19 protein-coding genes are annotated in these 22,951 nt (G+C 70.7%); 7 read left to right on the plus strand and 12 right to left on the minus strand.

All coding sequences use genetic code 11. The annotated features are described in order from the left end of the window. The first annotated feature begins 186 nt into the window (after positions 1 to 186). Positions 187 to 696 carry a peptide deformylase gene (def, locus tag OIE47_RS32435; RefSeq protein WP_326558340.1) on the plus strand — a complete coding sequence of 170 codons (510 nt, stop codon included), beginning with the start codon at positions 187 to 189 and terminating at the stop codon, positions 694 to 696. 20 nt (positions 697 to 716) lie between these two features. On the opposite strand, the gene OIE47_RS32440 is transcribed toward def, so the two are convergent. Next, positions 717 to 1,487, minus strand: coding sequence for a sulfite exporter TauE/SafE family protein (locus OIE47_RS32440; RefSeq protein ID WP_326558341.1), 771 nt, complete (start codon positions 1,485 to 1,487; stop codon positions 717 to 719). 195 nt (positions 1,488 to 1,682) lie between these two features. Here OIE47_RS32440 and OIE47_RS32445 point away from each other — a divergent pair, with 195 nt between their 5' ends. After that, a complete protein-coding gene (locus tag OIE47_RS32445; RefSeq protein WP_326558342.1) occupies positions 1,683 to 2,462 on the plus strand; it encodes an endonuclease/exonuclease/phosphatase family protein in 780 nt (259 codons plus the stop codon). A 129-nt stretch (positions 2,463 to 2,591) separates the two neighbouring features. Then, complete coding sequence (locus tag OIE47_RS32450; RefSeq protein ID WP_326558343.1) at positions 2,592 to 5,228, plus strand: Hsp70 family protein; 2,637 nt, start codon at positions 2,592 to 2,594, stop codon at positions 5,226 to 5,228. Positions 5,229 to 5,249: 21 nt separating this feature from the next. Here OIE47_RS32450 and OIE47_RS32455 read toward each other — a convergent pair whose 3' ends face one another. The 6 genes from OIE47_RS32455 to OIE47_RS32480 form a co-directional block, all read right to left on the minus strand. Then, positions 5,250 to 6,248, minus strand: a complete 999-nt coding sequence (locus OIE47_RS32455) for a tyrosine-type recombinase/integrase (protein WP_326558344.1) — start codon at positions 6,246 to 6,248, stop codon at positions 5,250 to 5,252. A gap of 643 nt (positions 6,249 to 6,891) precedes the next feature. Further along, positions 6,892 to 7,473, minus strand: a complete 582-nt coding sequence (locus OIE47_RS32460) for a dihydrofolate reductase family protein (protein ID WP_326558345.1) — start codon at positions 7,471 to 7,473, stop codon at positions 6,892 to 6,894. A 192-nt stretch (positions 7,474 to 7,665) separates the two neighbouring features. After that, positions 7,666 to 10,050: an ATP-binding cassette domain-containing protein gene (locus tag OIE47_RS32465; protein ID WP_442792015.1), complete on the minus strand. Its 2,385-nt coding sequence runs from the start codon at positions 10,048 to 10,050 to the stop codon at positions 7,666 to 7,668. Positions 10,051 to 10,537: 487 nt separating this feature from the next. Beyond that, positions 10,538 to 10,948, minus strand: a complete 411-nt coding sequence (locus OIE47_RS32470) for a VOC family protein (RefSeq protein ID WP_326558347.1) — start codon at positions 10,946 to 10,948, stop codon at positions 10,538 to 10,540. Between the two features lie 5 nt (positions 10,949 to 10,953). Next, on the minus strand, positions 10,954 to 11,403 hold the full coding sequence (locus OIE47_RS32475; RefSeq protein WP_326558348.1) for a helix-turn-helix transcriptional regulator: 450 nt from the start codon (positions 11,401 to 11,403) through the stop codon (positions 10,954 to 10,956). Between the two features lie 245 nt (positions 11,404 to 11,648). Continuing rightward, complete coding sequence (locus tag OIE47_RS32480; protein ID WP_326558349.1) at positions 11,649 to 12,647, minus strand: ArsR/SmtB family transcription factor; 999 nt, start codon at positions 12,645 to 12,647, stop codon at positions 11,649 to 11,651. Between the two features lie 59 nt (positions 12,648 to 12,706). On the opposite strand from OIE47_RS32480, the gene OIE47_RS32485 reads away from it, so the two are divergent. Next, positions 12,707 to 13,915: an MFS transporter gene (locus OIE47_RS32485; protein ID WP_326558350.1), complete on the plus strand. Its 1,209-nt coding sequence runs from the start codon at positions 12,707 to 12,709 to the stop codon at positions 13,913 to 13,915. A gap of 55 nt (positions 13,916 to 13,970) precedes the next feature. Here the strand turns inward: OIE47_RS32485 and OIE47_RS32490 are convergent, their stop codons facing one another. Continuing rightward, on the minus strand, positions 13,971 to 14,699 hold the full coding sequence (locus OIE47_RS32490) for an SDR family oxidoreductase (protein WP_326558351.1): 729 nt from the start codon (positions 14,697 to 14,699) through the stop codon (positions 13,971 to 13,973). A gap of 132 nt (positions 14,700 to 14,831) precedes the next feature. Between OIE47_RS32490 and OIE47_RS32495 the strand changes: the two genes are divergently transcribed. Both OIE47_RS32495 and OIE47_RS32500 read left to right on the plus strand, forming a co-directional pair. Further along, a complete protein-coding gene (locus OIE47_RS32495; protein WP_326558352.1) occupies positions 14,832 to 15,308 on the plus strand; it encodes a peroxiredoxin in 477 nt (158 codons plus the stop codon). Positions 15,309 to 15,396: 88 nt separating this feature from the next. Beyond that, complete coding sequence (locus OIE47_RS32500; RefSeq protein WP_326558353.1) at positions 15,397 to 16,122, plus strand: hypothetical protein; 726 nt, start codon at positions 15,397 to 15,399, stop codon at positions 16,120 to 16,122. Between the two features lie 68 nt (positions 16,123 to 16,190). Here OIE47_RS32500 and cydB read toward each other — a convergent pair whose 3' ends face one another. Both cydB and OIE47_RS38095 read right to left on the minus strand, forming a co-directional pair. Further along, positions 16,191 to 17,186, minus strand: a complete 996-nt coding sequence (gene cydB, locus OIE47_RS32505) for a cytochrome d ubiquinol oxidase subunit II (RefSeq protein ID WP_326558354.1) — start codon at positions 17,184 to 17,186, stop codon at positions 16,191 to 16,193. Between the two features lie 14 nt (positions 17,187 to 17,200). Then, on the minus strand, positions 17,201 to 18,736 hold the full coding sequence (locus OIE47_RS38095; protein WP_442792016.1) for a cytochrome ubiquinol oxidase subunit I: 1,536 nt from the start codon (positions 18,734 to 18,736) through the stop codon (positions 17,201 to 17,203). A gap of 159 nt (positions 18,737 to 18,895) precedes the next feature. Here OIE47_RS38095 and OIE47_RS32520 point away from each other — a divergent pair, with 159 nt between their 5' ends. After that, positions 18,896 to 19,681, plus strand: a complete 786-nt coding sequence (locus tag OIE47_RS32520; RefSeq protein ID WP_326558355.1) for a lysophospholipid acyltransferase family protein — start codon at positions 18,896 to 18,898, stop codon at positions 19,679 to 19,681. Between the two features lie 12 nt (positions 19,682 to 19,693). On the opposite strand, the gene OIE47_RS32525 is transcribed toward OIE47_RS32520, so the two are convergent. Together OIE47_RS32525 and OIE47_RS32530 are read right to left on the minus strand one after the other, a co-directional pair. Next, a complete protein-coding gene (locus OIE47_RS32525) occupies positions 19,694 to 20,230 on the minus strand; it encodes a LuxR family transcriptional regulator (protein ID WP_326558356.1) in 537 nt (178 codons plus the stop codon). Next, positions 20,227 to 22,785 (minus strand): helix-turn-helix transcriptional regulator, encoded by a 2,559-nt coding sequence (locus OIE47_RS32530; RefSeq protein ID WP_326558357.1) that lies wholly within the window; start codon positions 22,783 to 22,785, stop codon positions 20,227 to 20,229. Before OIE47_RS32530 ends, OIE47_RS32525 begins: the two co-directional genes overlap by 4 nt. Positions 22,786 to 22,951 lie beyond the last annotated feature (166 nt).

The raw sequence follows: 22,951 nt of genomic DNA on the forward strand, positions 1-22,951 counted from the left end.
GTGGCCTGCGGTAATATGACCCGCAAAACCCACCTGGCTTATAGAATATTAAATCGACGTCCACCAGTTGGTAGGAATCGTCGGCGCGCCACCGAGGCAACCGCCCCCGACCCACCACACCCCACCCGCCGCCACACCCCGACAGCCCCCGCACGACCGGCCGACCCACGGCGATAACCTCACCCCATGACGATGCGGCCCATCAGGATCATCGGCGACGCCGTACTCCGCACCCCCTGCGAACCGGTCACCACCTTCGACACCGAACTACGCGCCCTGGTCACCGACCTGATGGACACCCTCCTCGGCGCCCCCGGCCGAGCCGGCGTCGCCGCACCACAGATCGGCGTCAGCGCCCGCGTCTTCGTCTACGACGCCGACGGACACCGCGGCCACCTGATCAACCCCACCCTCGAACTGTCGACCGAACTCCAGGACGACGACGAAGGCTGCCTGTCCATCCCCGAGCTGTACTTCCCGACCCCCCGCGCCATGCACGCCACCGCCCACGGCGTCGACCAGTACGGCGAACCCAGCACCATCACCGGCAGCGGCTTCCTCGCCCGCGCCCTCCAACACGAAACCGACCACCTCAACGGCCGCCTCTACGTCGACACCCTGCGCGGCGACACCCGCCGCCGGGCGCTGCGCGAAATCCGCGACGGCCGATTCGCCGCCCCCGGCCGCAACACCTGACCAACACCCCGCCCCGGCGCTCAGGCGACCCACTGGTCAAAACCGAGCTTCGCCACCAGGGCCAGCACCACCACCAGCAACACCACCCGAACAAAACCCGAACCACGGCGCAACGCCATCCGCGCGCCCACCAACGCACCCACCACGTTGCAGGCCGCCATCGCCGCCCCCAGCGACCACCACACATGCCCGGCGGAACCGAAAACCACCAACGCACCCAGATTCGTCCCCGCGTTGACCAACTTCGCCATCGCCGACCCATGCACAAAATCGGCGCCCACCACCGCAGTGAACGTCAACACCAGAAACGTGCCCGTACCCGGACCGATCAGACCGTCGTACAACGCGATCACCCCACCGGCCACCGCGACCGCCACCACCACCCGGCCCCGCGTACGTTTCCCCGGCTCCGCGACCACCCCCAACCGCGGACGCAACGTCACGAACAGCGCCACCCCCACCAACACCGCCAACACCACCGGCCGGTACGCCGCCGCCGGCACCACCCCCGCCAACGCCGCACCCACCCCCGCGGTCACCACCGCCAACACCGCCGCCGGCCCCGCCAACCGCCAATCAACCTTCGTACGCCGCGCATACGTCACCGCCGCCGTCGCCGTACCCGCGATCGCCGCGAACTTGTTCGTCCCCAACGCCACCGGCAACGCCAACCCCGGCGCCGCGATCAACAACGCCGGCAACAACAGCAACCCACCACCACCGACCACGGCATCAACCCACCCCGCCGCCGCCGCAGCCACCAACAAACCCACCAACGCGCCATGATCCACGACGCGGCATTATTCCGCCGCCACCACCCAACCCGACCAACCCTGTGGGCAGCCTCACCCAGGCCCCGTCACCGCCCCCGCCGCCGACGCAACCCGATCCCCGCCACACCCAACGCCACGAAGACCAACACCGAACAGAGCAACACCTTGATGATCACCCAGAAACTCTCCCACACCACCCCGTAAGGTGCAGAGGTGCGACTGGTCACCTTCAACCTGCTCCACGGCCGATCCCTCCACGACGGCATGGTGGACCAGACCCGACTGCACGACACCGTCACCGCCCTCGACGCCGACATCCTCGCCCTCCAGGAAGTCGACCGCGACCAAAGCCGCAGCGGCAACCTCGACCTCACCGCCATCGCCGCCCAAGCCCTCGACGCACCCACCCACCGCTTCGCCGCAGCCGTCGTCGGCACCCCCGGCGAAGGATTCCGCCCCCTCAACCACGACGACGACGGCCACGGCGAACCCCTCTACGGAGTCGGCCTCATCAGCCGCTACCCAGCCCACTCCTGGCAAGTCACCCGACTCACCCCCGCACCCATCCGCGCACCCATCTACATCCCCGGCCCCAGCGGCGGACTCACCCTCCTACACGACGAACCCCGCGTACTGCTCGCCGCCGTACTCGACACCCCCTACGGCCCCATCACCGCAGCCGCCACCCACCTCTCCTTCGTCCCCGGCTGGAACCTCCGCCAACTCCGCCAGGTCATCCGCGCCCTCCGCACCCTCCCCGCCCCACGACTCCTCCTCGGCGACCTCAACCTCCCCGCCCGACTCGCCACCCTCACCTCCCGCTGGCACACCCTCGGCCGCGAACCCACCTACCCCTCCACCGAACCCCGAGTCCAACTCGACCACATCCTCGCCGACCCCCGAGGCCGCCAACGCCTACCCGACGTCACCGCCGTCACCACCCCCGCCGCCACCATCTCCGACCACCGCCCCCTCGTCGTCGACCTCGGCTGACCCACCCACCACCACCGGCAAAAACCGGCAGCCGGGACCGAACCACCCACCCCCGACGACACGTCGTACCCGGGCAGTAACATCGCCCCCCGGCGGCAACCCCCGCGACCGCCGGAAGGCGGACACACGGTGAACACAACGGCCCGGCTCGCCGTCGACCTCGGCACCACCCACACCGTCGCGGTCATCCACCGCCCCGGCCAACCACCCCGCCCACTCCTGTTCGACGGCACCCCACTACTGCCCAGCGGCGTCTACCTCGACCCCACCGGCACCACCCACACCGGCCGCGACGCACACCGCCTCGCCAGCAACCAACCCGACCGCTTCGAACCACACCCCAAACGCCGCATCGACGACGGCACCATCCTGCTCGGCGACAACGACATCCCCATCGAACAACTCCTCGCCGCCGGCCTCCGACGAGTAGCCGACGAAGCCCACCTCACCGGCATCAATCCCACCACCGCCACCGTCCTCACCTGCCCCGCCGACTGGGCCCAACCCCGCCGCAACCTCCTACGCACCGCCGCCCGCCAAGCCGGCCTCGGCGAAGTCACCCTCATCGACGAACCCGTCGCCGCCGCCCACTACTGCCTCGACCTCCTCGGCCCCCAACTCCCACCCGGCGCCACCCTCGCCATCTTCGACTTCGGCGGCGGCACCCTCGACGTCACCGTCATCCGCCGCGAACCCACCGGCTCACGCGTACTCGCCACCGGCGGACTCGACGACCTCGGCGGCGTCGACATCGACGACGCCCTCGTCGCCCACCTCGGCCAACTCATCGCCCTACGCGACCCCGACCTGTGGCAACGACTCCACCAACCCACCACACCCGTCGACCGCCGCGACCGCCAAACCCTCTGGACCGAAGTACGCGCCGCCAAAGAAATGCTCTCCCGCACCGCCACCGCACCCGTCACCGTCCCCGGCCGCACCGAACCCCTGCACCTCACCCGCGAAGAACTCGACCGCATCGCCGCCCCACTCATCGCCCGAGCCGTCGACGAAACCCGCCGCGTCCTGCAACGCGCCGGCACCGAACCCACCACCCTCGCTGCACTCCTGCTCGTCGGCGGATCCAGCCGCATGCCCCTGGTCGCCAGCCGCCTCCACGCCCGCCTCGGCATCGCCCCCGCCGTACCCGAACAACCCGAACTACCCGTCGCCTACGGCGCCCTGCGCCACCCCACCACCCCACACCCCGCACCAACCCACACCCCGCCGCCACCACCCGCGCCGCCCCGCCCGGTCGCACACCCCGCCCCCACACCACCACCGACACCGACCCCCGCACGCCGCCGCACCCGCCGCACCGTCATCACCGCCACCGCACTCACCGCCGTCGCCGCCTGCATCGGCACCACCATCACCAGCGGCAACTGGCTCGCCGACCGCGTCAACGGCGCACTGAACCAGGCCAACCGCATCCCCGGCCTGACGGACAACAACCAACCCACCGACGGCACCCTCAAACCCGGCCAGACCCGACCCGCCGCCACCAGCGGCGCCGCCGCCGTCACCATCGCCGACCAGAACGTCATCTCCGCCGTCACCACCGCCGGCAACACCGAAATCACCGCCCTACCCGGCAACGGGGGAGCAGCACACTGGACCGTCAAGGTGCCGATCGAACCCGCCGACCTCACCCTCACCACCATCGACGCACCCCACCCCGCCGACGACCTCATCATCATCGACGGCGCAGACTCCGCCACCGACGACGGCAAACCCGTACGCGCCGTCCTCGACGCCACCACCGGCAAACTCCTCTGGCGCGACACCTGGACCAACCGCTACGACGTCGCCTACTACGGCACCAACGCCATCGTCGAAGCCCGCGGCTCCATCGACGGCAACGCCGTACTCAGCATCGACCTGCGTACCGGCAAACAACGCTGGAACCGCGCCGGCAACACCGGCCTACTCATCCTCGAACGCCACCGGATCGAAGCCATGCGCCAATGGCCCACCGCGCCCGACCCCACCGCCGGCACCCTCCCCGCCACCGCGGGCGCACTACGCGACACCACCACCACCAGCCCGACCGTCGTCGAACTCAACACCAGCACCGGCAAGGGCTACACCCTCGACGTCACCACCGGCAAGGTCAAGAGCAGCGGAAACCTACCCCTCGACGAGGAACGCTGGGTCGCCTACGACAACCTCGTCATCGGCAAACTCAGCACCAAGGCATCACCGGCCCGCGACGTACTCGCCGCCTACAACGCCGCCGACCTCAAACAGAAGTGGAAACAGGAACTCCCCGCCGGCGTCGACATCGAGAACGTCAAACCCTGCGGCCCGCACCTCATCTGCGCCGCCATCGACGAAGCCCGCAACAACCGGGTCATCGCCCTCGACACCCGGACCGGCAAACAAGCCTGGTCCACCCCCACCGAATCAGCCGACGACGAAAACTGGTACGCCGGCGCCACCGTCATCGTCAGCGGCGACAGCACCTTCGACCGGATAGCCGAAGCCCGGATCCTCAACCACACCGACGGCAGACAACTGCGCCAGCTTCCCCAGTTCACCAACACCACCGCCACCGACGGCACCAACCTCGTCCTCCAGGAGTACAACGGCGCCACGAAACAGTGGCAGATCGCCGTCCAGGAGATCACCACCGGCCGTACCACCGGCGGCGCGGACGTCGGCGCCGAACCACCCGAACACGTCACCATCAACAAGGACCTCGTCGCCGTACTCACCGCCGACCGCCGCGCCCTCAGCTTCGCCGTCACCGACCTCGCCAAATGACCCGCACCAGGCAACAGGCAGTCACGGCCGCTCGCCAGCCAACCCGGTCAGCGCCCGGTTCGTACGATTCGCCCGTACCGCCGCCCGCTGTTGGCCCGCCGTCACGTCGATGTAGTTCTGACTCGTCGTCAAACTCGCATGCCCCAACAACCACATGATCTCCGAAGCGGTGGCACCGTCCTCCGCCAACCGGGTCGCGAACGTGTGCCGCAACGCGTGCAACTGGGCGCCACGGGGCACCCGGTCGGTGATACCCGCGCGCCGGTAACACGACTCGACCAGGTACTGCAGCCCACCACGACGCAGCGGCTCACCGTGCCGATCCACCAGCAGCACCGACTCCCGCCGCACCGTACGGGCCCCGAACCGCCGCCGCCGGCTGTCGAGATAGCCCGACACCACCGCGTTGAGCTCCGGCTCGATCGGAATCACCCGAGGCCGCCCGCCCTTGCCGCTCACCTCGACCCGCCGCTCACCGGGGCGCCCGGCCAACGAACCCACCTGCAGAGCGAGCAACTCGGACAGACGCAGCCCGGCGCAGAGCGCCAGGGCGATAACCACCAGGTCCCGCTCGGGCCACGGGTGACGCTGCCGGTGATCCTCGCGGGCGACGGCCTGCAGCAGCTGCTCCGGGGTGTCCTCGCCACGTAGCGGCTTGGGTAGGGGGAGTGGTGCCGCCGGTTTGTCCACCGCGGACATCGGGTTCCCGGCCACCACCTGGTCGGTGACCAGGAAGGTGAAAAAGCTGTTCCAGGTCGACCAGGCACGATAGATGGACGCCACTGCCCTGGGGGTGGCGAACCGGGCGAATGCCGCTCGGAGGGTGCGGGCGCTGAGGGCGGACAGCGGAAGTTCGGCCAGGGGCAGGGGAGGGGTGGTGTCCTCGGCGATCAGATGCCCGATGGCGAGCAGGTCCCGGCGGTACGCCTGCAGGGTGTGAGGGGATGGCTTACGGGTGCCCCGCGCGGTCAGGAACTCCTCCACCAACTCAAGTAGCGGTACGTCACTTTTGTCCTGCATAAGGAATATTATGCATGTTTTACCGGTACAGCGGAACCGGGTGCCGGTAATTGATCTTCAGGAGTGCGGAGACCGACCATCACGCGGGGCAGGGGTAGCCGGAGGCTCGTCGCTGACGTTGGTGACTGCACTGACCGACCCGGTCGCAGCCTTGCCCGTGCGCGCACACGCGACAGATGAACCGCGCCGATCGACCCTGACATACCCGGGCTCCGGGCCGCCGGGCAAGGCTGGCGGATCTTGGGGTGGCGTGAGTGTGTCGCGTGGTCACTCGGGGGGCGTGGCCGGACCCCTTCCGTACGGGAGGACCGACGTACATCTGTGCTAGTTGACATAATGTACATTATCGAACTTCTACTCCGACTCATCGGAGCAGAAGTGATCCATACCCCAGCAAGGGTTGTGCGGTCTGTCGTGCCGTGCCGGCAGGATCCGACGAGGTCTGTTGATGGGCGTGTACGCCGGCATACCGGCTGTCGTCCTCAATAGTTGAGCGATTCGTTCGTCGTGGAGGGATCGCCGTGGCTGGCGGCGCGCAACGTGGCGGCAGTCGCTACCCACCACCTGTTACGTCTCCCCTGCTGCGGCCTGACGAACAGATAAGCGCAGCCGGAAGACCTCTTGGCGTACGCGCTCGGATCGGTCAGTGGCGCACCCGATAGCGCAGGTGAAGCACCCGGTTGCTCCGAATCGCCACGTCAGGATCCTCCAACAGGTGCTGCGCGTCGACCGACCCGAAGTAGCGCTTGCCGGACCCGAACACGACGGGTACGACGTCCATGCGTACCTCGTCGACCAGGCCCGCGGCGAGCACCTGGCCACCGACCTCGCCGGCGGCGACCTCGACCATGCGGTCACCCGCAAGCTCCTGTGCCTTGGCTACGGCTGCCTTGACGCCGTCGACGAAGTGAAACGGTGCCTCGGGGTCCCAGCCCTCGGGCGCGGGCCGGTGCGTCACGACGACCACGTGGTCGATCCCGCCCGGAGGCTTCCCGTCCCAGCCGTCCGTCATGTCGAAGACGTGGCGGCCGACGATTGTCACTCCGATCTGGTCCCAGTACGGCCGGGTGTAGTCGTAGGACGTCTGCGACACCTTCACCGCGCCGCTCTCGTCCAACGGGACGTCACCGCCGGACAACCAGTCGAACAATGGTCCGGGCTGGTCGTTCATGTCCGCGACGAAGCCGTCCACCGACACCGAGCTGTACATGACCACCTTGCCCACGGGGCTCTCCTCTGCTTCGGGGTGCCCCACAAATTAGCGTGTCGTGGGCTGTCGCTCTTGTAAGAACACGCCCTGGTTGCCGGGCTCCGGCGAATGGTCGTCGAGTGGGAAATCGTCCTGCCGGGTTCTTGATCATCGTGGGGAAGCACACCCGGTGCTCCCCCGCGATGATCAGGAACCGATGGTGCTCTGTCAGACGCCGACGTAGGCCGCGAGGTGTTCGCCGGTGAGGGTGGAGCGAGCGGCGACGAGGTCGGCGGGTGTGCCCTCGAAGACGATCCGGCCGCCGTCGTGACCTGCGCCGGGGCCCAGGTCGATGATCCAGTCGGCGTGTGCCATGACCGCCTGGTGGTGCTCGACGACGATGATCGATTTGCCGGAGTCGACGAGCCGGTCGAGCAGACCGAGCAGCTGTTCGACGTCGGCGAGGTGCAGGCCGGTGGTCGGCTCGTCGAGGACGTAGACGCCGCCCTTGCCTGCCATGTGGGTGGCGAGCTTGAGTCGCTGCCGCTCGCCGCCGGACAGCGTGGTGAGCGGCTGGCCGAGGCTGAGGTAGCCGAGCCCGACGTCGGCGAGCCGGTCGAGGATGGCGTGGGCGGTCGGCGTACGGGCCTCGCCGGTGCCGAAGAACTTCTCTGCCTCGTTGACCGACATCGCGAGTACTTCGCTGATGTTCCGGCCGCCGAGGTGGTATTCGAGGACGGATGCCTGGAACCGCTTCCCCTCGCACACCTCGCAGGTGGTGGCGACTCCGGCCATCATTCCCAGGTCGGTGTAGATGACGCCGGCGCCGTTGCAGTTGGGGCAGGCGCCCTCGGAGTTGGCGCTGAACAGGGCCGGCTTGACGCCGTTGGCCTTCGCGAACGCCTTGCGGATCGGGTCGAGCAGTCCGGTGTACGTGGCGGGGTTGCTTCGTCGTGAGCCGCGGATCGCGCCCTGGCCGATCGAGATCACGTCCTCGCCGGCGGGGATCGAACCGTGTACGAGTGAGCTCTTGCCGGAGCCGGCCACGCCGGTGACGACGCAGAGGACTCCGAGTGGGATGTCGACGTCGACGTCGCGGAGGTTGTGGGCGGTGGCGCCCCGGATCTCCAGGGTGCCGGTGGGTTTGCGTACCGTTTCCTTGAGGGTGGCGCGGTCGTCGAGGTGCCGGCCGGTGAGGGTGCCGCTGGTCCGTAGTCCCTCGATGGTTCCCTCGTAGCAGATGGTGCCGCCGGCCGTACCGGCGCCGGGGCCGAGGTCGACGACGTGGTCGGCGATCGTGATCGCCTCCGGCTTGTGTTCGACGACGAGGACGGTGTTGCCCTTGTCCCGTAGTTGGAGCAGCAGGTTGTTCATGCGCTGGATGTCGTGGGGGTGCAGGCCGATGGTGGGTTCGTCGAAGACGTAGGTGACGTCGGTGAGCGAGGAGCCGAGGTGGCGGATCATCTTGGTGCGTTGTGCCTCGCCGCCGGACAGGGTGCCGGCGGGTCGGTCGAGTGACAGGTAGCCCAGCCCGATCTCCACGAACGAGTTGAGGGTGTGCCGCAGGGTCGTGAGCAGCGGGGCGACGGAGGGTTCGTCGAGGTCGCGTACCCAGGTGGCGAGGTCGCTGATCTGCATCGCGCAGGCGTCGGCGATGTTGATGCCGTTGATTTTCGATGATCGGGCGGCTTCGCTGAGCCGGGTGCCGCCGCATTCGGGGCAGGTGGTGAAGGTTACGGCCCGTTCGACGAAGGTGCGGATGTGCGATTGCAGTGAGTCGATGTCCTTGGACAGCATCGACTTCTGGATTTTCGGGATGAGGCCCTCGTACGTCAGGTTGATGCCGTCGACTTTGATCTTGGTTGGTTCCTTGTGGAGCAGGTCGTGGAGCTCGCGTTTGGTGAACTTCTTGATTGGCTTGTCCGGGTCGAAGAAGCCGCAGCCGCCGAAGATGCGGCCGTACCAGCCCTCCATGCTGTAGCCGGGGATCGTGAGCGCGCCCTCGTTGAGTGACTTGCTGTCGTCGTAGAGGGCGGACAGGTCGATGTCGTTGACCGATCCCCTGCCCTCGCAGCGGGGGCACATGCCGCCGGTGATGGTGAAGCTGCGGCGTTCCTTCACGGTTGTTCCGCCGCGTTCCAGGGTGACCGCGCCCGCCCCGCTGATGGAGGCGACGTTGAAGGAGAACGCCTGGGGTGAGCCGATGTGTGGTTGCCCGAGTCGGCTGAAGAGGATGCGGAGCATGGCGTTGGCGTCGGTGGCGGTGCCGACGGTGGAGCGCGGGTCGGTTCCCATCCGCTGCTGGTCGACGATGATCGCGGTGGTGAGCCCGTCGAGTACGTCGACCTCGGGGCGGGCCAGCGTTGGCATGAAGCCCTGCAGGAAGGCGCTGTAGGTCTCGTTGATCATCCGCTGTGATTCCGCGGCGATCGTGCCGAACACCAGGGAGCTCTTGCCCGAGCCGGAGACGCCGGTGAACACCGTCAGTCGGCGTTTCGGGATCTCGATGCTGACGTCCTTGAGGTTGTTCACGCGCGCGCCGTGTACGCGGATCAGGTCGTGGCTGTCGGCGGCGTGTGGCGCGGGCGGCTGCGTGCCCGTCCTCGTGGCCATGCTCATGTGTCTCCATCTGTTGGGCGGGCCGCTCTGGCGGGCTCCGTCGACGTCGCCTGTTGGATGATCCGATCCGGGTGGTATGTCCGGTTATCCGTGGTGGTCGCGAGTACCGAGCCATCCCCCGCGCCGCTCGGCAGGTGGCGCCTCCGGTCCCCGGCCACGCGCGGCCTGACCAGCCGGGCGTCAGAGCGGGTGTCGCGCGTCAACTCGCCGTCGACATCCCGTCCACCCGCGCAAGCCTAGATGCGATGCGGGGAGATGCCGAACCAGTGGTACGGCGTGGCCGGCCGCGGGCGCCACGTCGGAGCCGCTGTCCGCGACGAATCGGTCGGACCGGCTGTACGGCAGCGTCACACGGGTGTGATTCGACAGGCCGGCGGGCGTCCCTGGTGCCGCCCGCCGGCCGGGCCATCAGGCAGCGCCGGTCGGCACCGCGCCGGTTGCGCGTTCCTGCCCGGCTTGTCGCTGCGGGTTCCGGAGGCCCTCAGCGCAGTTGCTGGATGCGGATCAGGTTGCCCGCGTGATCGCGTACGGCGCAGTCCCGTACGCCGTACGGCTGCTCGGTCGGCTCCTGGACGACGTCGGCGTCGCTGGCCTGGAGCCGCTCGAAGGTGGCGTCGAGGTCCTTGGTGGCCAGGAGGATCCCGCCGTAGGTGCCCTTGGCCATCATCTCGGTGATCGTGCGGCGCTCGTCGTCGGTGATGCCGGGGTCGGCGGCCGGCGGGTGCAGGACGATGGAGGTGCCGGGCTGGTCGACGGGGCCGACCGTGATCCATCGCATTCCGCCGTAGCCGACGTCGTTGCGGACCTCGAAGCCGAGGGTGTCGCGGTAGAAGGCCAGGGAGGCGTCCGGGTCGGTGTGCGGGAGGAAGCTCGCGTGAATGGTGACGTCCATGGCAGTCACGCTAGCTGTGGGTGCGTGACCTGGGCTTCTCGATTCCTGATCGGTCTGGTCACCTGTTTCGCCACGCACGACGGCATCCCCGCCGTCGCGCGTGCCGCCTGGCTGCGATAGGTGCTCGGCGGCACGCCGACCAGCTCGGTGAAGCGGGTGCTGAAGGTGCCCAGCGACGCGCAGCCGACCGCGAAACAGACCTCGGTGACGCTGAGGTCGCCGCGGCGCAGGAGCGCCATCGCGCGCTCGATGCGCCGGGTCATGAGATAGGCGTACGGAGACTCGCCGTAGGCGCGCCGGAATTCGCGGCTGAGGTGTCCGGCCGACATGTTCACGCCGCGGGCGAGGGCCTCGACGTCCAGCGGCTGGGCGTACTCCCGGTCGATCCGGTCGCGGACGCGACGGAGCCGGGCGAGGTCGAGCAGGTGCTGCGCCGGGGCGGATCTGCTGGTCACCTGCGTGATGGTGCCACGTCGGACCGGGGTTGCCCAACGCCATCCGGGTGCCGCCGCAGTCCGCGTGTCGGCTCCGGACCGGGTCGTGTCGTACGGCTGGGTGTCGTCGTTCCGGTCAGCGGGGCACGAAGCGGACGTGGTGACGGCGGGTCGGGAGATCGGGTCGGTGGCGACGGTCCAGGGGTGTTCGGCGTTGCCGGGTCGGGGCGAGCGGTGCGACTGCGGGGGCGAAATGGTGGGCGCGTTCAGTCGCCGGCCAGGGTTCCGCCCAGCGGGGTGCGCTCGTAGCGTACGGATCGGCCGGTCCGGGTCCGCGTCACCAGGCCGGATTCGCGCAGGACGGCCAGGTGGCCGCCGACTGCGCCCAGGCTGAGACCCAGCTGGCGGACCAGCTGCGTGGTCGTCGCCGGCACCGCGAGCGCCCGCAGCACCTGCGCGCGGTGCGGGCCGACCAGCCGTGCCAGCGCCACCGCACCGCCCTGCGGAGGCGGCGGCCCGAGGAGGTTCGCGACGCCACGCGCCGGATACACCAGGGCGTAGGGCCAGGGCGGCTCGACGTAGCTGATGAGGGTGCCGAAGACCGTCGGCATCAGCAGCAGTCCCTTGCCGTCGAGTCGGTGCCGTTCCCAGTCGTTGCGGGGGCCGGTGCGCACCTCGATCACACCGTCGGCTCCCTCGGAGCGCCAGCGCACCCGGGGATCCAGGTCGGACAGCGCCGAGGCCCAGCCGTACATGGCGAGGTGCCCGGCGCGGTGCACCAGGTCGCGCTCGAGGACGGTACGCAGCCGTGGCCAGTCGGGCTCGACCAGGGCGTGCCAGGTCGCCTCGATCGCGTCCGCGAGCCGGGTGAGTACGTCCGGGGCGGACAGGATCTGCTGGACGTGGCGCGGCGGCGTACGCATCCCGACGAGGTTGCGGGCGATCTCCGTGCGAACCTGGCGCAGCGGGGTCGCCCGGACGGTGGCGAGTTCGTCGGCGAAGTCGTCGCCGGTACCCGAGGGCGGGGGGTGGATGAAGTCGGCGTTGTAGGCGCCGCGGCGGAACAGTGTTGTCAGTGCCCCGACCGCGGGCGTCTCGGCGAGCAGCCGTTCGTACCGGGGTGCGATGCGCTCCGCCCAGGGGCGCAGGGGCCCGGCCGGCTGCTTGCCCGCCGCGAGCCGCAGGGCGTTCATCGCCTCACCCAGCGGGGAGATCGCGTAGCGGGTGTGCGCGACGTCGACCGGCCCGATTTCGATGGCAAGCATCTTTCGCCTCCACGCGAAAGCCTAACGTCTGTGCCCGGGTCGCCCCGAGACTGACCCGCATGCCGACACCCCGGGTCGCGCCGGTGCGGGCCACCTACCGTGAGGTGTTCGCGGTAGGTCAGTTCCGCGTGCTGTTCGCCGGTTACACGCTCTTCCTCGGCGGCGAGACGGTGAAGATGCTCGCCCTCTCGGTGACCGTGTACGCCGGGACCGGCTCGTCGCTGCTGGCGGCGCTGGCGTACGTCGCCGGTTTCCTGCCGTACGCCCTGGGTGGCACGTTGCTGCTGGCGTACGCCGACCGGTGGCCGCCGCGGGCCGTGATGGTCGGCTACGACGTGGTTCGCGCCGTGGTCGCCGCTGTGCTCGCCGCCGGGCTGCTCTCCCCCACCGCGATGCTGGTGCTGGTGTTCGTGACCGGCATCCCCGGCGCGGTCGCGTCGGCGGCGCGCAGCGCGTTGCTGCCGGAACTGCTCGACGGCGACCGGTACGTGCTCGGCCGGGCCGTGTTCTCCATGGCTGCCGGTGGCACGCAGGTGCTCGGCTTCGCCGTGGGCGGGATGCTGATCGCGGGGCTCGGCCCGTACGGCGCGCTCTGGATGACCGTGGCGAGCTGTCTGCTGTCCGCCGTGCTGCTGCGCCTGCGGCTGGCCGGGCGGCCGGGTCGTGGCACGGCCGGGGGTTACGCGGTACGGCAGACCTGGCGGGTCAATCGCGAGCTGTTGCGCCGGCCGGCGATCCGTTCGTTGCTGCTGGCGCAGTGGCTGCCGCCGGCGATCGTGGTGGGCGCCGAGGGTGTGCTGGTTCCGTACGCCGTCGAGATCGGTGTGCCGGCCTCGGCCGGGCTGCTGTTCACCGCCGTGGCGCTCGGCATGCTCGCCGGTGACCTCGTGATCGGCCGGCTGGTCACTCCGGAGCGAAGGGAACGGCTCGCCGGGCCGCTGGCTCTGCTGCTCGGCGCGCCGCTGCTCGGGTTCGTGGTCTCGCCCGGGCCGGTGGCCGCGGCGTTGCTGCTGGCCGTGTCCGGGTTCGGGGTCGCGTACCAGTTGGGGTTGGCTCGGCGTTTTCTGGAGGTGGTGCCGGAGGCGTACCGGGGTCAGGCTTTCGGGTTGGCGGTGACCGGGACGATGACCTTGCAGGGGTTGTTCGCGGCCGCCGGCGGGGCGTTGGGTGAGGTGTCGGCGCCCGGCCTGGTCGTCGGTGCGGCGGGTGCGGCGTCGCTGCTGGCCGTGTCGGGTCTGTGGCGGGTGCTCGTCTCGCCGGGGGCATAGCAGCGTGTGAGGAGCGCAGACACGCCCGCGTCACAAGGCGCGGGTTGTCGGTGGTTCAGAGGCCGCCGGCGACTCTGAGGGTCGCCCCGGTGGTGTAGGAGGCGGCGTCGCTGAGCAGCCAGACGATGGCGGCGGCGATTTCGTCGGCCTGGCCGGCGCGGCCGAGTGGGACCCGTTCGGCGATCCGGGCGGGTCGGTCGGGTACGCCGGAGATGGTGTGCAGGTCGGTCCAGATGGTGCCGGGTGCGACGGTGTTGACTCGGATCTGGCGGGGGCCGAGTTCCTTGGCCAGTCCGATGGTGAGGGTGTCGGTGGCGGCTTTCACGGCGGCGTAGTGGATGTATTCGCCGGGGCTGCCGAGGGTCGCCGCGGCGGAGGAGACGTTGACGATCGCCGCTCCGGCGTTCATCCGGCGGGCGGCCTGCTGGGCGCAGAGGATGTAGCCGATCAGGTTGACGTCGACGACGCGGCGCAGGTCGGTCAGGGTGAGGTCGACGAACGGGCCGACCTGGCTGGTGACGCCGGCGTTGTTGACCAGGCCGGTGATGTCGCCGAGTGCGGTGGCGGCGTCGAAGAGGTGGGCGACCTGTTCGGGTTCGGTGGTGTCGGCCTGGACGGCGATGCCGCGTACGCCGGCTTCGTGGACGTCGCGCAGGACGGCGGCTGCGGCGTCGGCGTCGGCGCGGTAGCAGAGGGCGATGTGGTGTCCGGCGCGGGCGAGTTGTCGTACGGTGGCGGCGCCGATCCCGCGTCCGCCGCCGGTGACCACTGTTACCGGGTTCATCGTGACCTCCCTGCGTGTGGGGTGAGGTTAGCGCGCCGGTGCGGGGTGATCGTGGTGACGTGGCGCACGGCGTACGCTTCGCGCACTGTCGGGTGTTCCGCCGGGCGGTGCGGTGTCGCGGGAGGTGGACGGGTGGCCGAGGGTCTGCGTGTGGGTGATCTGGTCGATGATTTCGTGTTGCCGGACGAGACGGGTACACCCCGGCGGTTGTCCGACTTCCTGGCCACCGGTCCGGTGGTGCTGTTCTTCTATCCGGCGGCGTTGAGTCGGGGTTGTACGGCGCAGAGTTGCCATTTCCGGGATCTGGGTGCGGAGTTCACGCGCCTGGGTGCGCACCGGGTGGGGATCAGTCGGGATTCGGTGGATCGGCAGCGGGAGTTCGCGGACCTGCACGGGTTCGACTATCCGTTGTTGTCGGACGTCGACGGGGTGGTGGCGGCGCGGTTCGGGGTGCGTCGGCGGTTGGCTCCGGGGTCGTTGGCGACCCGGCGGATGACGTTCGTGATCGGCACGGATCGTCGGGTGGTCGAGGTGATCCGGGGTGAGTTGGACATGAACGGGCACGCGGATCGGGCGCTGCGGGTGTTGGCGTCGCGGGTGGACCGGTGAGTGTCCGTGGGGTGGGGTCGGTTCGACGTTGTCGGATCGGGCTGGTAGGAAAGCAGGAAATCAAACAGGTGTACGGAAGAAGGATCTGATGGCTGCCGCGCATACCGCTGTCCGAGGGTTGTCCACCGAGGAGTTGCAGAGCATCCGGGACACGTTGGCCGGTGGTCGTAAGCCGAAGGTGATGTTCACCGAGGCGGCGGGGCAGATCGCCGGGCAGATCGGTCAGGTGGTGGAGTTGACCGATCCGGCGACGTCGGACGAGTGGGTGGTGGTGCGGTTCGGTCGCGACGAGCTGCCCTTCTCCCCCACCGACCTGAGCATTCCGCCGCGCGGGGCGACGGGTCGCCGGGCCGAGCCGAAGGCGGGGGCGGCGGAACCGGTGGAGAGTGTTCCGGAGCCGGAGTTCATGGTTGTCAGGTCGCCGGTGCCGGCGCCACGCGAGGAGGTTGTTGTGACCGCGGTGGACAGTTCTGTGGCGGCGCCGGTGGAGGCGGACGCGAAGCCGGCGCGGCGGGCGGTGGCGAAGCCGGCCCGGCCGAAGGGCCCGGCGGGGTTGACGGTGACGCTCGCGTACGCCGACGGGGAGTGGACGTTGGCGGCGACGCAGGGCACGAAGGCGCTGGCGAAGCCGTACGTGATCAAGCCGGTCGAGGCGTTGAAGATGGTGTCGTTGATCGACGTGCCGGGGGTCCACGAGGCGGTCGAGCAGATCATGTCGGTGGAGCGCAGTGAGGCCGAGCAGCAGGCGGAGAAGCTGCGGGCGGAGTTGGCCGAGATCGAGGCCCGGTTGGCGGAGTTGCGCGACGTCGGCTGAGTGGGACGCGTACGGTGCGCCCCCGGAATCGGAGCCGATTCCGGGGGCGTTTTGTTGGTGTCGGGTGGTCAGTGCGGGATGTTGGCGACGCTGATCCGGCGACGGAACACCCAGTACGTCCAGCCCTGGTAGGCGAGGACGACCGGGGTGAAGATGACCGCCACCCAGGTCATGATCTTGAGGGTGTAGGGGTTCGATGCGGCGTTGAGCACGGTGAGGGTGCCGGCGGGGTCGGTGGTGGAGGGCAGCACGTTCGGGTGGAGGGCGGCGAACAGGGTCGCCACGGCCAGGCCGATCGCGGTGGCGGTGCCGGCGAAGGCCCAGCCTTCACGGCGTACGAGGGTGGCGGCGAACGCGCCGGTGAGGGCGAGGGCCGCCGCGACGGCGAGGGCGACGGCGGTGGGGTTGTGTCGTTGGACCAGGGTCCAGGTGAGGAAGGCGGCGGTGAGGGCGAGCGCCGCCGGGGTCATCCGGGCGGCGAGGTCACCGGCGCGGGTGCGGATGTCGCCGTTGGTCTTGAGGGCGAGGAAGACGGCGCCGTGGGTGAGGAACAGGGCCGCGGTGGTCGCGCCGCCGAGCAGGGCGTACGGGTTGAGCAGGTCGGTGAGGCCGCCGGTGTAGTCGTGGTTGGCGTCCAGGGGTACGCCTCGGACGATGTTGGCGAAGATGATGCCCCAGCCGACGGCGGGGATGACGGACCCGGCGGTGATGACGGCGTCCCAGCGTTGTTTCCAGGGGGCGTCGGGGCGCTTGTGGCGGTACTCGAACGCGACGCCTCGGCCGATGAGGGCGACGAGGATGAGCAGGAACGGCAGGTAGAACCCGGACAGGAGGGTGGCGTACCACTCGGGGAAGGCGGCGAAGAGCGCGCCGGCGGCGGTGATCAGCCAGACCTCGTTGCCGTCCCAGACGGGTCCGATGGTGTTGATCAGTACGCGGCGTTCGCGGTCGTCGCGGCCGAGTACGGGTAGCAGTGCGCCGACGCCGAAGTCGAAGCCTTCGAGGATGAAGTACCCGGTGAACAGGACGGCGATGAGCAGAAACCAGACGGTGGTGAGGTCCACTGTGGGCTCCGGGTTCAGTAGGCGAAGGCGAGGGGCCGGTCTTCGTCGGCGGTGTCGTCGTCGGGTTCGGGTGGTGGGGTGAGATCGGGTAGTCCGGCCCGGGCGTAGCGCAGCAGGAGCCGGACCTCGATCACGGCGAGGGTGGCGTAGATCAGGGTGAAGGTGGTGAACGAGGTGACGACCTCGGTCATCGAGACGCTGCGGGAGACGCCGTCACGGGTGAGCATCTCCCCGAAGACGACCCAGGGTTGGCGGCCCATCTCGGTGAAGATCCAGCCGAAGCAGTTCGCGGCCAGGGGCAGGATCGGCATGATGATCGCGGCCCGCAGCAGCCACCGGGAGGTGGGGGTACGGCCGCGGCGGGTGGCCCAGAGCGCCCACAGGGCGATGGCGGCGGCCGCCATCCCGAAGGCGATCATGAACCGGAAGCTCCAGTAGGTGATCGGGATGACCGGGGTGTAGCTGCCGGGGCCGTACTCGGAGACGTACTGGGCCTGCAGGTCGTTGATGCCCTGGACCTGCCCGTGGGGGTCGCCGGTGCCGAGGAAGCTGAGCAGGTACGGGATCTTGAGGGCGTACAGCTCGCGGGTGCCGTCGAGGCTGCCGATGGTCAGTACGGAGAACGCGGCGGGTTGTTCGGTGTGGTAGAGCCCTTCCGCGGCGGCCATCTTCATCGGCTGCACATCGGTCATGATCTTGCCTTGGAAGTCGCCGCTGATCAGGACACCGACGGCGGCGACCAGGGTGACGATGGCACCGAACTTGGCGGCGAACCGGAACGCGCTGGTGTCGGTCGCGGGGTGTGCCGGGAGGGCGGGGGCGACTGCCCGGTTGCGCCACCGGCGGATCCGGTGCACGGGAGCTTCCGGGGTGTCGGCGGGGTCGGCGGTCGTGGCTTCGTCGTCGGGTGCCCCGGTGTCCCGGTGGCGCATGAGGTGCCAGAGGGCGACCGAGACCATCAGGGCGCCGGCGACGAGGAAGCACCCGGCGAGGGTGTGCGGGAACGTGGCCAGGGTGACCTTGTTGGTCAGTACGGCCCAGATGTCGGTGAGTTCGGCGCGCCCGGTGTCGGGATTGATCCGGTAGCCGACCGGGTGCTGCATCCAGGAGTTCGCGGCGAGGATGAAGTAGGCGCTGAGGGTGGAGCCGATCGCGGCGGCCCAGATGGTGGCGAGGTGGATCTGCCGGGGCAGCCGGTCCCACCCGAAGATCCACAGGCCGAGGAAGGTGGATTCGAGGAAGAAGGCGAGCAGTGCCTCGATTGCCAGGGGGGCGCCGAAGACGTCGCCGACGAAGCGGGAGTAGTCGCTCCAGTTCATGCCGAACTGGAACTCCTGCACGATGCCGGTGACGACCCCCATCGCGAAGTTGATCAGGAAGAGCTTGCCGTAGAACTTGGTGAGTTTGAGGTAGCGCTCGTTGCCGGTGCGGTACCAGAGGGTCTGCAGGATCGCGACGAGCAGCGACAGCCCGATGGTCAGCGGCACGAACAGGAAGTGGTAGACGGTGGTGACACCGAACTGCCAGCGGGCGACGTCCAACGCGTCCACGGGAACCCCCCAGGTTCTACGACGGCCTGTAGTAAATACTACCGACCGTCGTAGATAAGGGCGGGGGATGCCGGCGTGCGCTCGACCACACTCCCCCGCACCGCCCGCAACCGGTAGCCGCAACCCCGCGCGCCCCGACTGTGCGAGGATCGGCGGCTGATGGACACCGCGACCGATCCCCGCTGGCGGGCCCCCCGACTCTGGCGATTCCTGCAGATGGTGGCCCGGGCGCTGGTCGCCGTGGTCGCCCGGCTGCGGGTCACCGGCGACGTACCCGAGCAGCTACGGCACGGGCCACTGATCCTCGCCGCCAACCACATCAGCCCGTTCGACCCGGTGGTGCTCACCGCCGCCTGCCAGGTCCGCCGGATCGCACCCCGGATCATGGCCACCGGCGGGCTGTTCCGCACCCCGGTCGTCGGCGCCGTCATGCGCCGCAGCGGCCACATCCGGGTCGACCGGCGCACCGCCGAGGTCGGCCAGGCCCTGCACGCCGCCACCGGCGCCGTCACCGACGGATCCGTGGTGCTGCTCTACCCGGAGGGACGCATGGGGCTCGACCCCGGCATGTGGCCCGAACGGGGCAAGACCGGAGCCGCCCGGCTCGCCTTCGCCAGCGGCTCGGTTGTCGTACCGGTCGCGCAGTGGGGCGCCCACGAGGTGCTGCCGTACGGGACCCCGAAGGGGCTGCTGCGCGCGGTCGGCCGGGCCCTCGTACGCCGCCCGGTGATCCGGGTGCACTTCGGCGAACCCGTCGACCTGGACGGGCTCGACCCGACCGTACCCGGAGCGGCCAGGCGGGCCACGGACCGGATCATCGACGCGCTCACCACCACCCTGGTGCCGCTGCGCCCCGACGAACCCGACGGCCCCCGCCACCGCGACCCGACCCGCCCCACCGAGACCACCCGAGTACACCGACGCTCCGACCCACCCCCGGTGTAGGAGCGCGCCCGGCTACTCGGGGCGGCGTTGGCGCAGGTACGCCAGCACCGCCTCACGGGTGCTCCGTACGCCGAGCACCTCCCGGGCCTGCGCGATGCGCCGGTTCGCCGTACGCAGCGACAGGAACTCCGCCGCCGCCGCGGCCGCGATCGTCTCCCCGTTCGCCAGACGCTCCAGCAGGGCCCGCTGCTCCGGAATGAGCTGCACCGCCGCCGCCGGGGAGTCGGGCTCCGGGCCACCGTCCGGGGTCCGGTACACCTCGCCGAGCCGGTCCAGGTCGGCCAGCAGGGCCCGGCCGACGTCACCGCCCGCCTCGACGATCGCCACCACACCCGCGCCCCGGGCGGCGGCGAGCACCACCAGACGGGCCGTCTCCAGATCCGGCACCCGCCCGAACAACAGCACCCGTGCCGCCGTCAGGTCCCACCCGCCCTCCGGCAGCGCGAAACCCTCCCGGGTCGACCAACCCGCGCGGGCGAGCCGGCGCAGCACCGCCGTGGCGTCGACCGCCGAGGACACCACGTAGCGCGGCGAATCGGTCCCGCTCACCGGCCCACCTCCGACACCGGACGGGCCGCACCACCGGCACGCGGGGCCGGCACCTCGACCGCCCCGGTCAGCGCCAACGCCGCCGCCTCCGTACGCGTACGCGCCCCGAGCTTGCGCATACCGGACCGGATGTGCGTCTCCACCGTCTCCGCCGACACCCCCAACTGGCCCGCGACCCGACGCGTCGGCTCACCCGCGGCGACCAGACGCAGCACCTCACGTTCCCGGTCGGTGAGCGCGTTGCCCGCACGCGGTCCCCGGCTGTCGCGGCGCACCGAGTGCCGCCGCAACGCCCGCCGGGTACGTCCCAGCAGGACCACCAGGCCCGCGTCGGTCGCCAACCGCTCGGCCTCCAGCAACGCCGGCACCGCCCGCCCCGGATCCGGATCATGCAGACCGTGCGCCAACAGGCAGCGCACCTCCTCCCGGACCACCACGTCGTGCCAGCCGGCGGCGGCCCGGGTGAACCCGGTTGGATCGTGCGTCGCCCGGTCCCAGGCGGTCAGGGTCTGGTCCACCACCGGCAGCGTCGCCGGTGGCACCGGAACCGGGGTGCGGTCGACGGCGGCGTCGTGCGCCGCCCAGCGGCCGGTGATCCGGCGCAGCCCGTCGAGCAACGGCGAACCGGACACGGCGGCATCCGCGACCGCGCGTTCCGGTTGCCCGTCGAGCCAGGCCGCCTCCCGGCCGACCCAGTCCAGCAGACCGCCCGTCGGTACCGCCATCGCGGCCAGCCGTGCCCGGGCCGGAGCCAGCAGGCCACCGTCGGCCTCGACCAGGCTCGCCGCCGCCACCGCGTAAACCCGGGCCAGGGTCGGCAGGGTCCGGTCGGTCAGGTCACCGGCGCGGCGCAGCACCTCGTCCGGGTCCGTCCCGGTCCGGCGCAACGCCGCGGACCACAGCGACGCGGTCAGGAACCGGGTCTGCCAGCTGTAGGCGAGGTCGGACGCGCACCCGGCAGCCGCCCCCTCGGCGGCCCGCTCGGCCTCGACCAACCGGGCGTCGGCGAGCAGCGTCTCCACCAGCAACCAGGCACTCCACCTCGCGGCGAGCACGTCACCGGCGGCCGACGCCACGTCGACCGCGTCGCGCAGCGACTCCTCCCACCCGGGGGTCCGGGACGCGGCCAGCACCGCCGCGCACGCCGCCCGCAGACCGGGATGCGCCGGCCGAGCCCCGTGCCGGGCGAGGACCCCGGACAGCGCCTCGACCGCCGAGGCGGGGTCGTCACCGAGCCGGGCCAGGAGCAGGACCCGGTCCCGGGCGGCGACGAGATCCGGGGCGGCCGAGTCGGGCACCGGTGCCGCCGCCGCCCGCGCCCCCGGCAGGTCACCGACCTGCACCAGCGACTCGGCCCGCAACACCGACGCGGCCACACCCAGCGGGGCGGCGGTGGTCAGGACCCGGATGGCGGCCCGGGGACGGCCGCAGGCCAGCGCGGCACGGGCGGCGTCCATCCGTACGGCCGGGTCCGGGTGGACGTCCGGCAGGGCACACGCGAACAACAGCAGGTCCGCCCGCTCCCCGGCGGTGGCCGCGTCCCCGGCCGCGGTGACCGCCCTGGCGTACGCGGCGGCGCCGTGCCCCGCCGCGGCCAGGTGCCGGGCCGACTCACCGGCCGGAACCAGGTCCGCCAGCCGCCGGTGCAACGCCGCCCGCCCGTCGGGGTCGAGCATCCCGGCCGCGATCTCCGCCAGGTACGCCGACACCGGGGCGACGGTCCCGTCCCCGAGGTCGGTGACCAGGGCGGCGGTGAGGAGTTCGTCGACACCCGCGCCGAGCAGCGTGACGGACGCCGGGCGGCCCAGCAGGCCGAGCGCGGCCAACGCCGTACGGGCCGGACGGGTCAGGTCGGCCAACGCGGTCGCCACGACGTACCCGATCTGGTCGACCTCGGCGGCCGGACCGGCACCGGGCCGGGTGCCGGCCGCCTGCCGGGCCAGTACCGTCACCGCCAGCGGTGCCCCACCGGCCCGGCGGACCACGTCGGTGACCGTCACCGGATCCAGACCGGGTGCGGTGGACCGGACCAGGTCCGCCGCCGTGACCGCGTCCATCGGTGGTACGGCCAACCACCCGGCTGCCGTCTCACGCAACGCGGTCACCGCCGTCGCCGGCAACCGGTGCGGGGTACGCAACGCCACCACCACCCGGCAGTGCACCGCCAGCGGCACCACGGCGGCGAGCGTCGCCGGGTCGGCCCACTGCAGATCGTCGAGGAGCAGCAACCCGCCGCGTACCCGGGACCGGACCGCCTCGGCCAGCAGCGCCGGGTCCCCGGTCGGCAGCCGCACCCGCAGTGCGTGACTGAGCGCGAACGCCGGCACCGACCCCAGGGTGGCCAGGCCGCCGCCGCGCCACACCGGTCCGTGGAACGCATCACCGAGGCGGGACAGCACGGTGCTGCGACCACTGCCGGGGCCACCGTGGACCACCACCAGGCCCGGTGCGGTCAGCAACGCCGCCGCCCGGTCGAGCAGGGCGCGCGCGGATGGGTCGACCGGCTCGTGTCCGTGGACACGGCCGTCGGGTACGCCGCCGAGTGCGTGCCGCACTGGGTCCTCCCGCCAGGGCTCGCGGCCACCACCGCAGGGGGCGGTGGCACGAACATGGGATCCTGCGCCGGCAGGATATTCGTAGTGTGGGTCCGGCAGGGGCGCCCCGCCCTGTCGCCGCGTCGGAGGGACGTCCAACGATATGAGCGAGCAAGACCGCCGTGAC

The sequence above is a fragment of the Micromonospora sp. NBC_01796 genome (assembly GCF_035917455.1).
Taxonomy (GTDB): domain Bacteria; phylum Actinomycetota; class Actinomycetes; order Mycobacteriales; family Micromonosporaceae; genus Micromonospora_G.

Bases quoted from the DNA above. Each gene is read 5' to 3' on its own strand.
- OIE47_RS32485 (WP_326558350.1), top strand. From the start codon at position 12,707: ATGCCGACACCCCGGGTCGCGCCGGTGCGGGCCACCTACCGTGAGGTG.
- OIE47_RS32490 (WP_326558351.1), bottom strand. From the start codon at position 14,699: ATGAACCCGGTAACAGTGGTCACCGGCGGCGGACGCGGGATCGGCGCC.
- def (WP_326558340.1), top strand. From the start codon at position 187: ATGACGATGCGGCCCATCAGGATCATCGGCGACGCCGTACTCCGCACC.
- OIE47_RS32480 (WP_326558349.1), bottom strand. From the start codon at position 12,647: ATGCTTGCCATCGAAATCGGGCCGGTCGACGTCGCGCACACCCGCTAC.
- OIE47_RS32465 (WP_442792015.1), bottom strand. From the start codon at position 10,050: ATGGCCACGAGGACGGGCACGCAGCCGCCCGCGCCACACGCCGCCGAC.
- OIE47_RS32455 (WP_326558344.1), bottom strand. From the start codon at position 6,248: ATGCAGGACAAAAGTGACGTACCGCTACTTGAGTTGGTGGAGGAGTTC.
- OIE47_RS32520 (WP_326558355.1), top strand. From the start codon at position 18,896: ATGGACACCGCGACCGATCCCCGCTGGCGGGCCCCCCGACTCTGGCGA.
- OIE47_RS32470 (WP_326558347.1), bottom strand. From the start codon at position 10,948: ATGGACGTCACCATTCACGCGAGCTTCCTCCCGCACACCGACCCGGAC.
- OIE47_RS32500 (WP_326558353.1), top strand. From the start codon at position 15,397: ATGGCTGCCGCGCATACCGCTGTCCGAGGGTTGTCCACCGAGGAGTTG.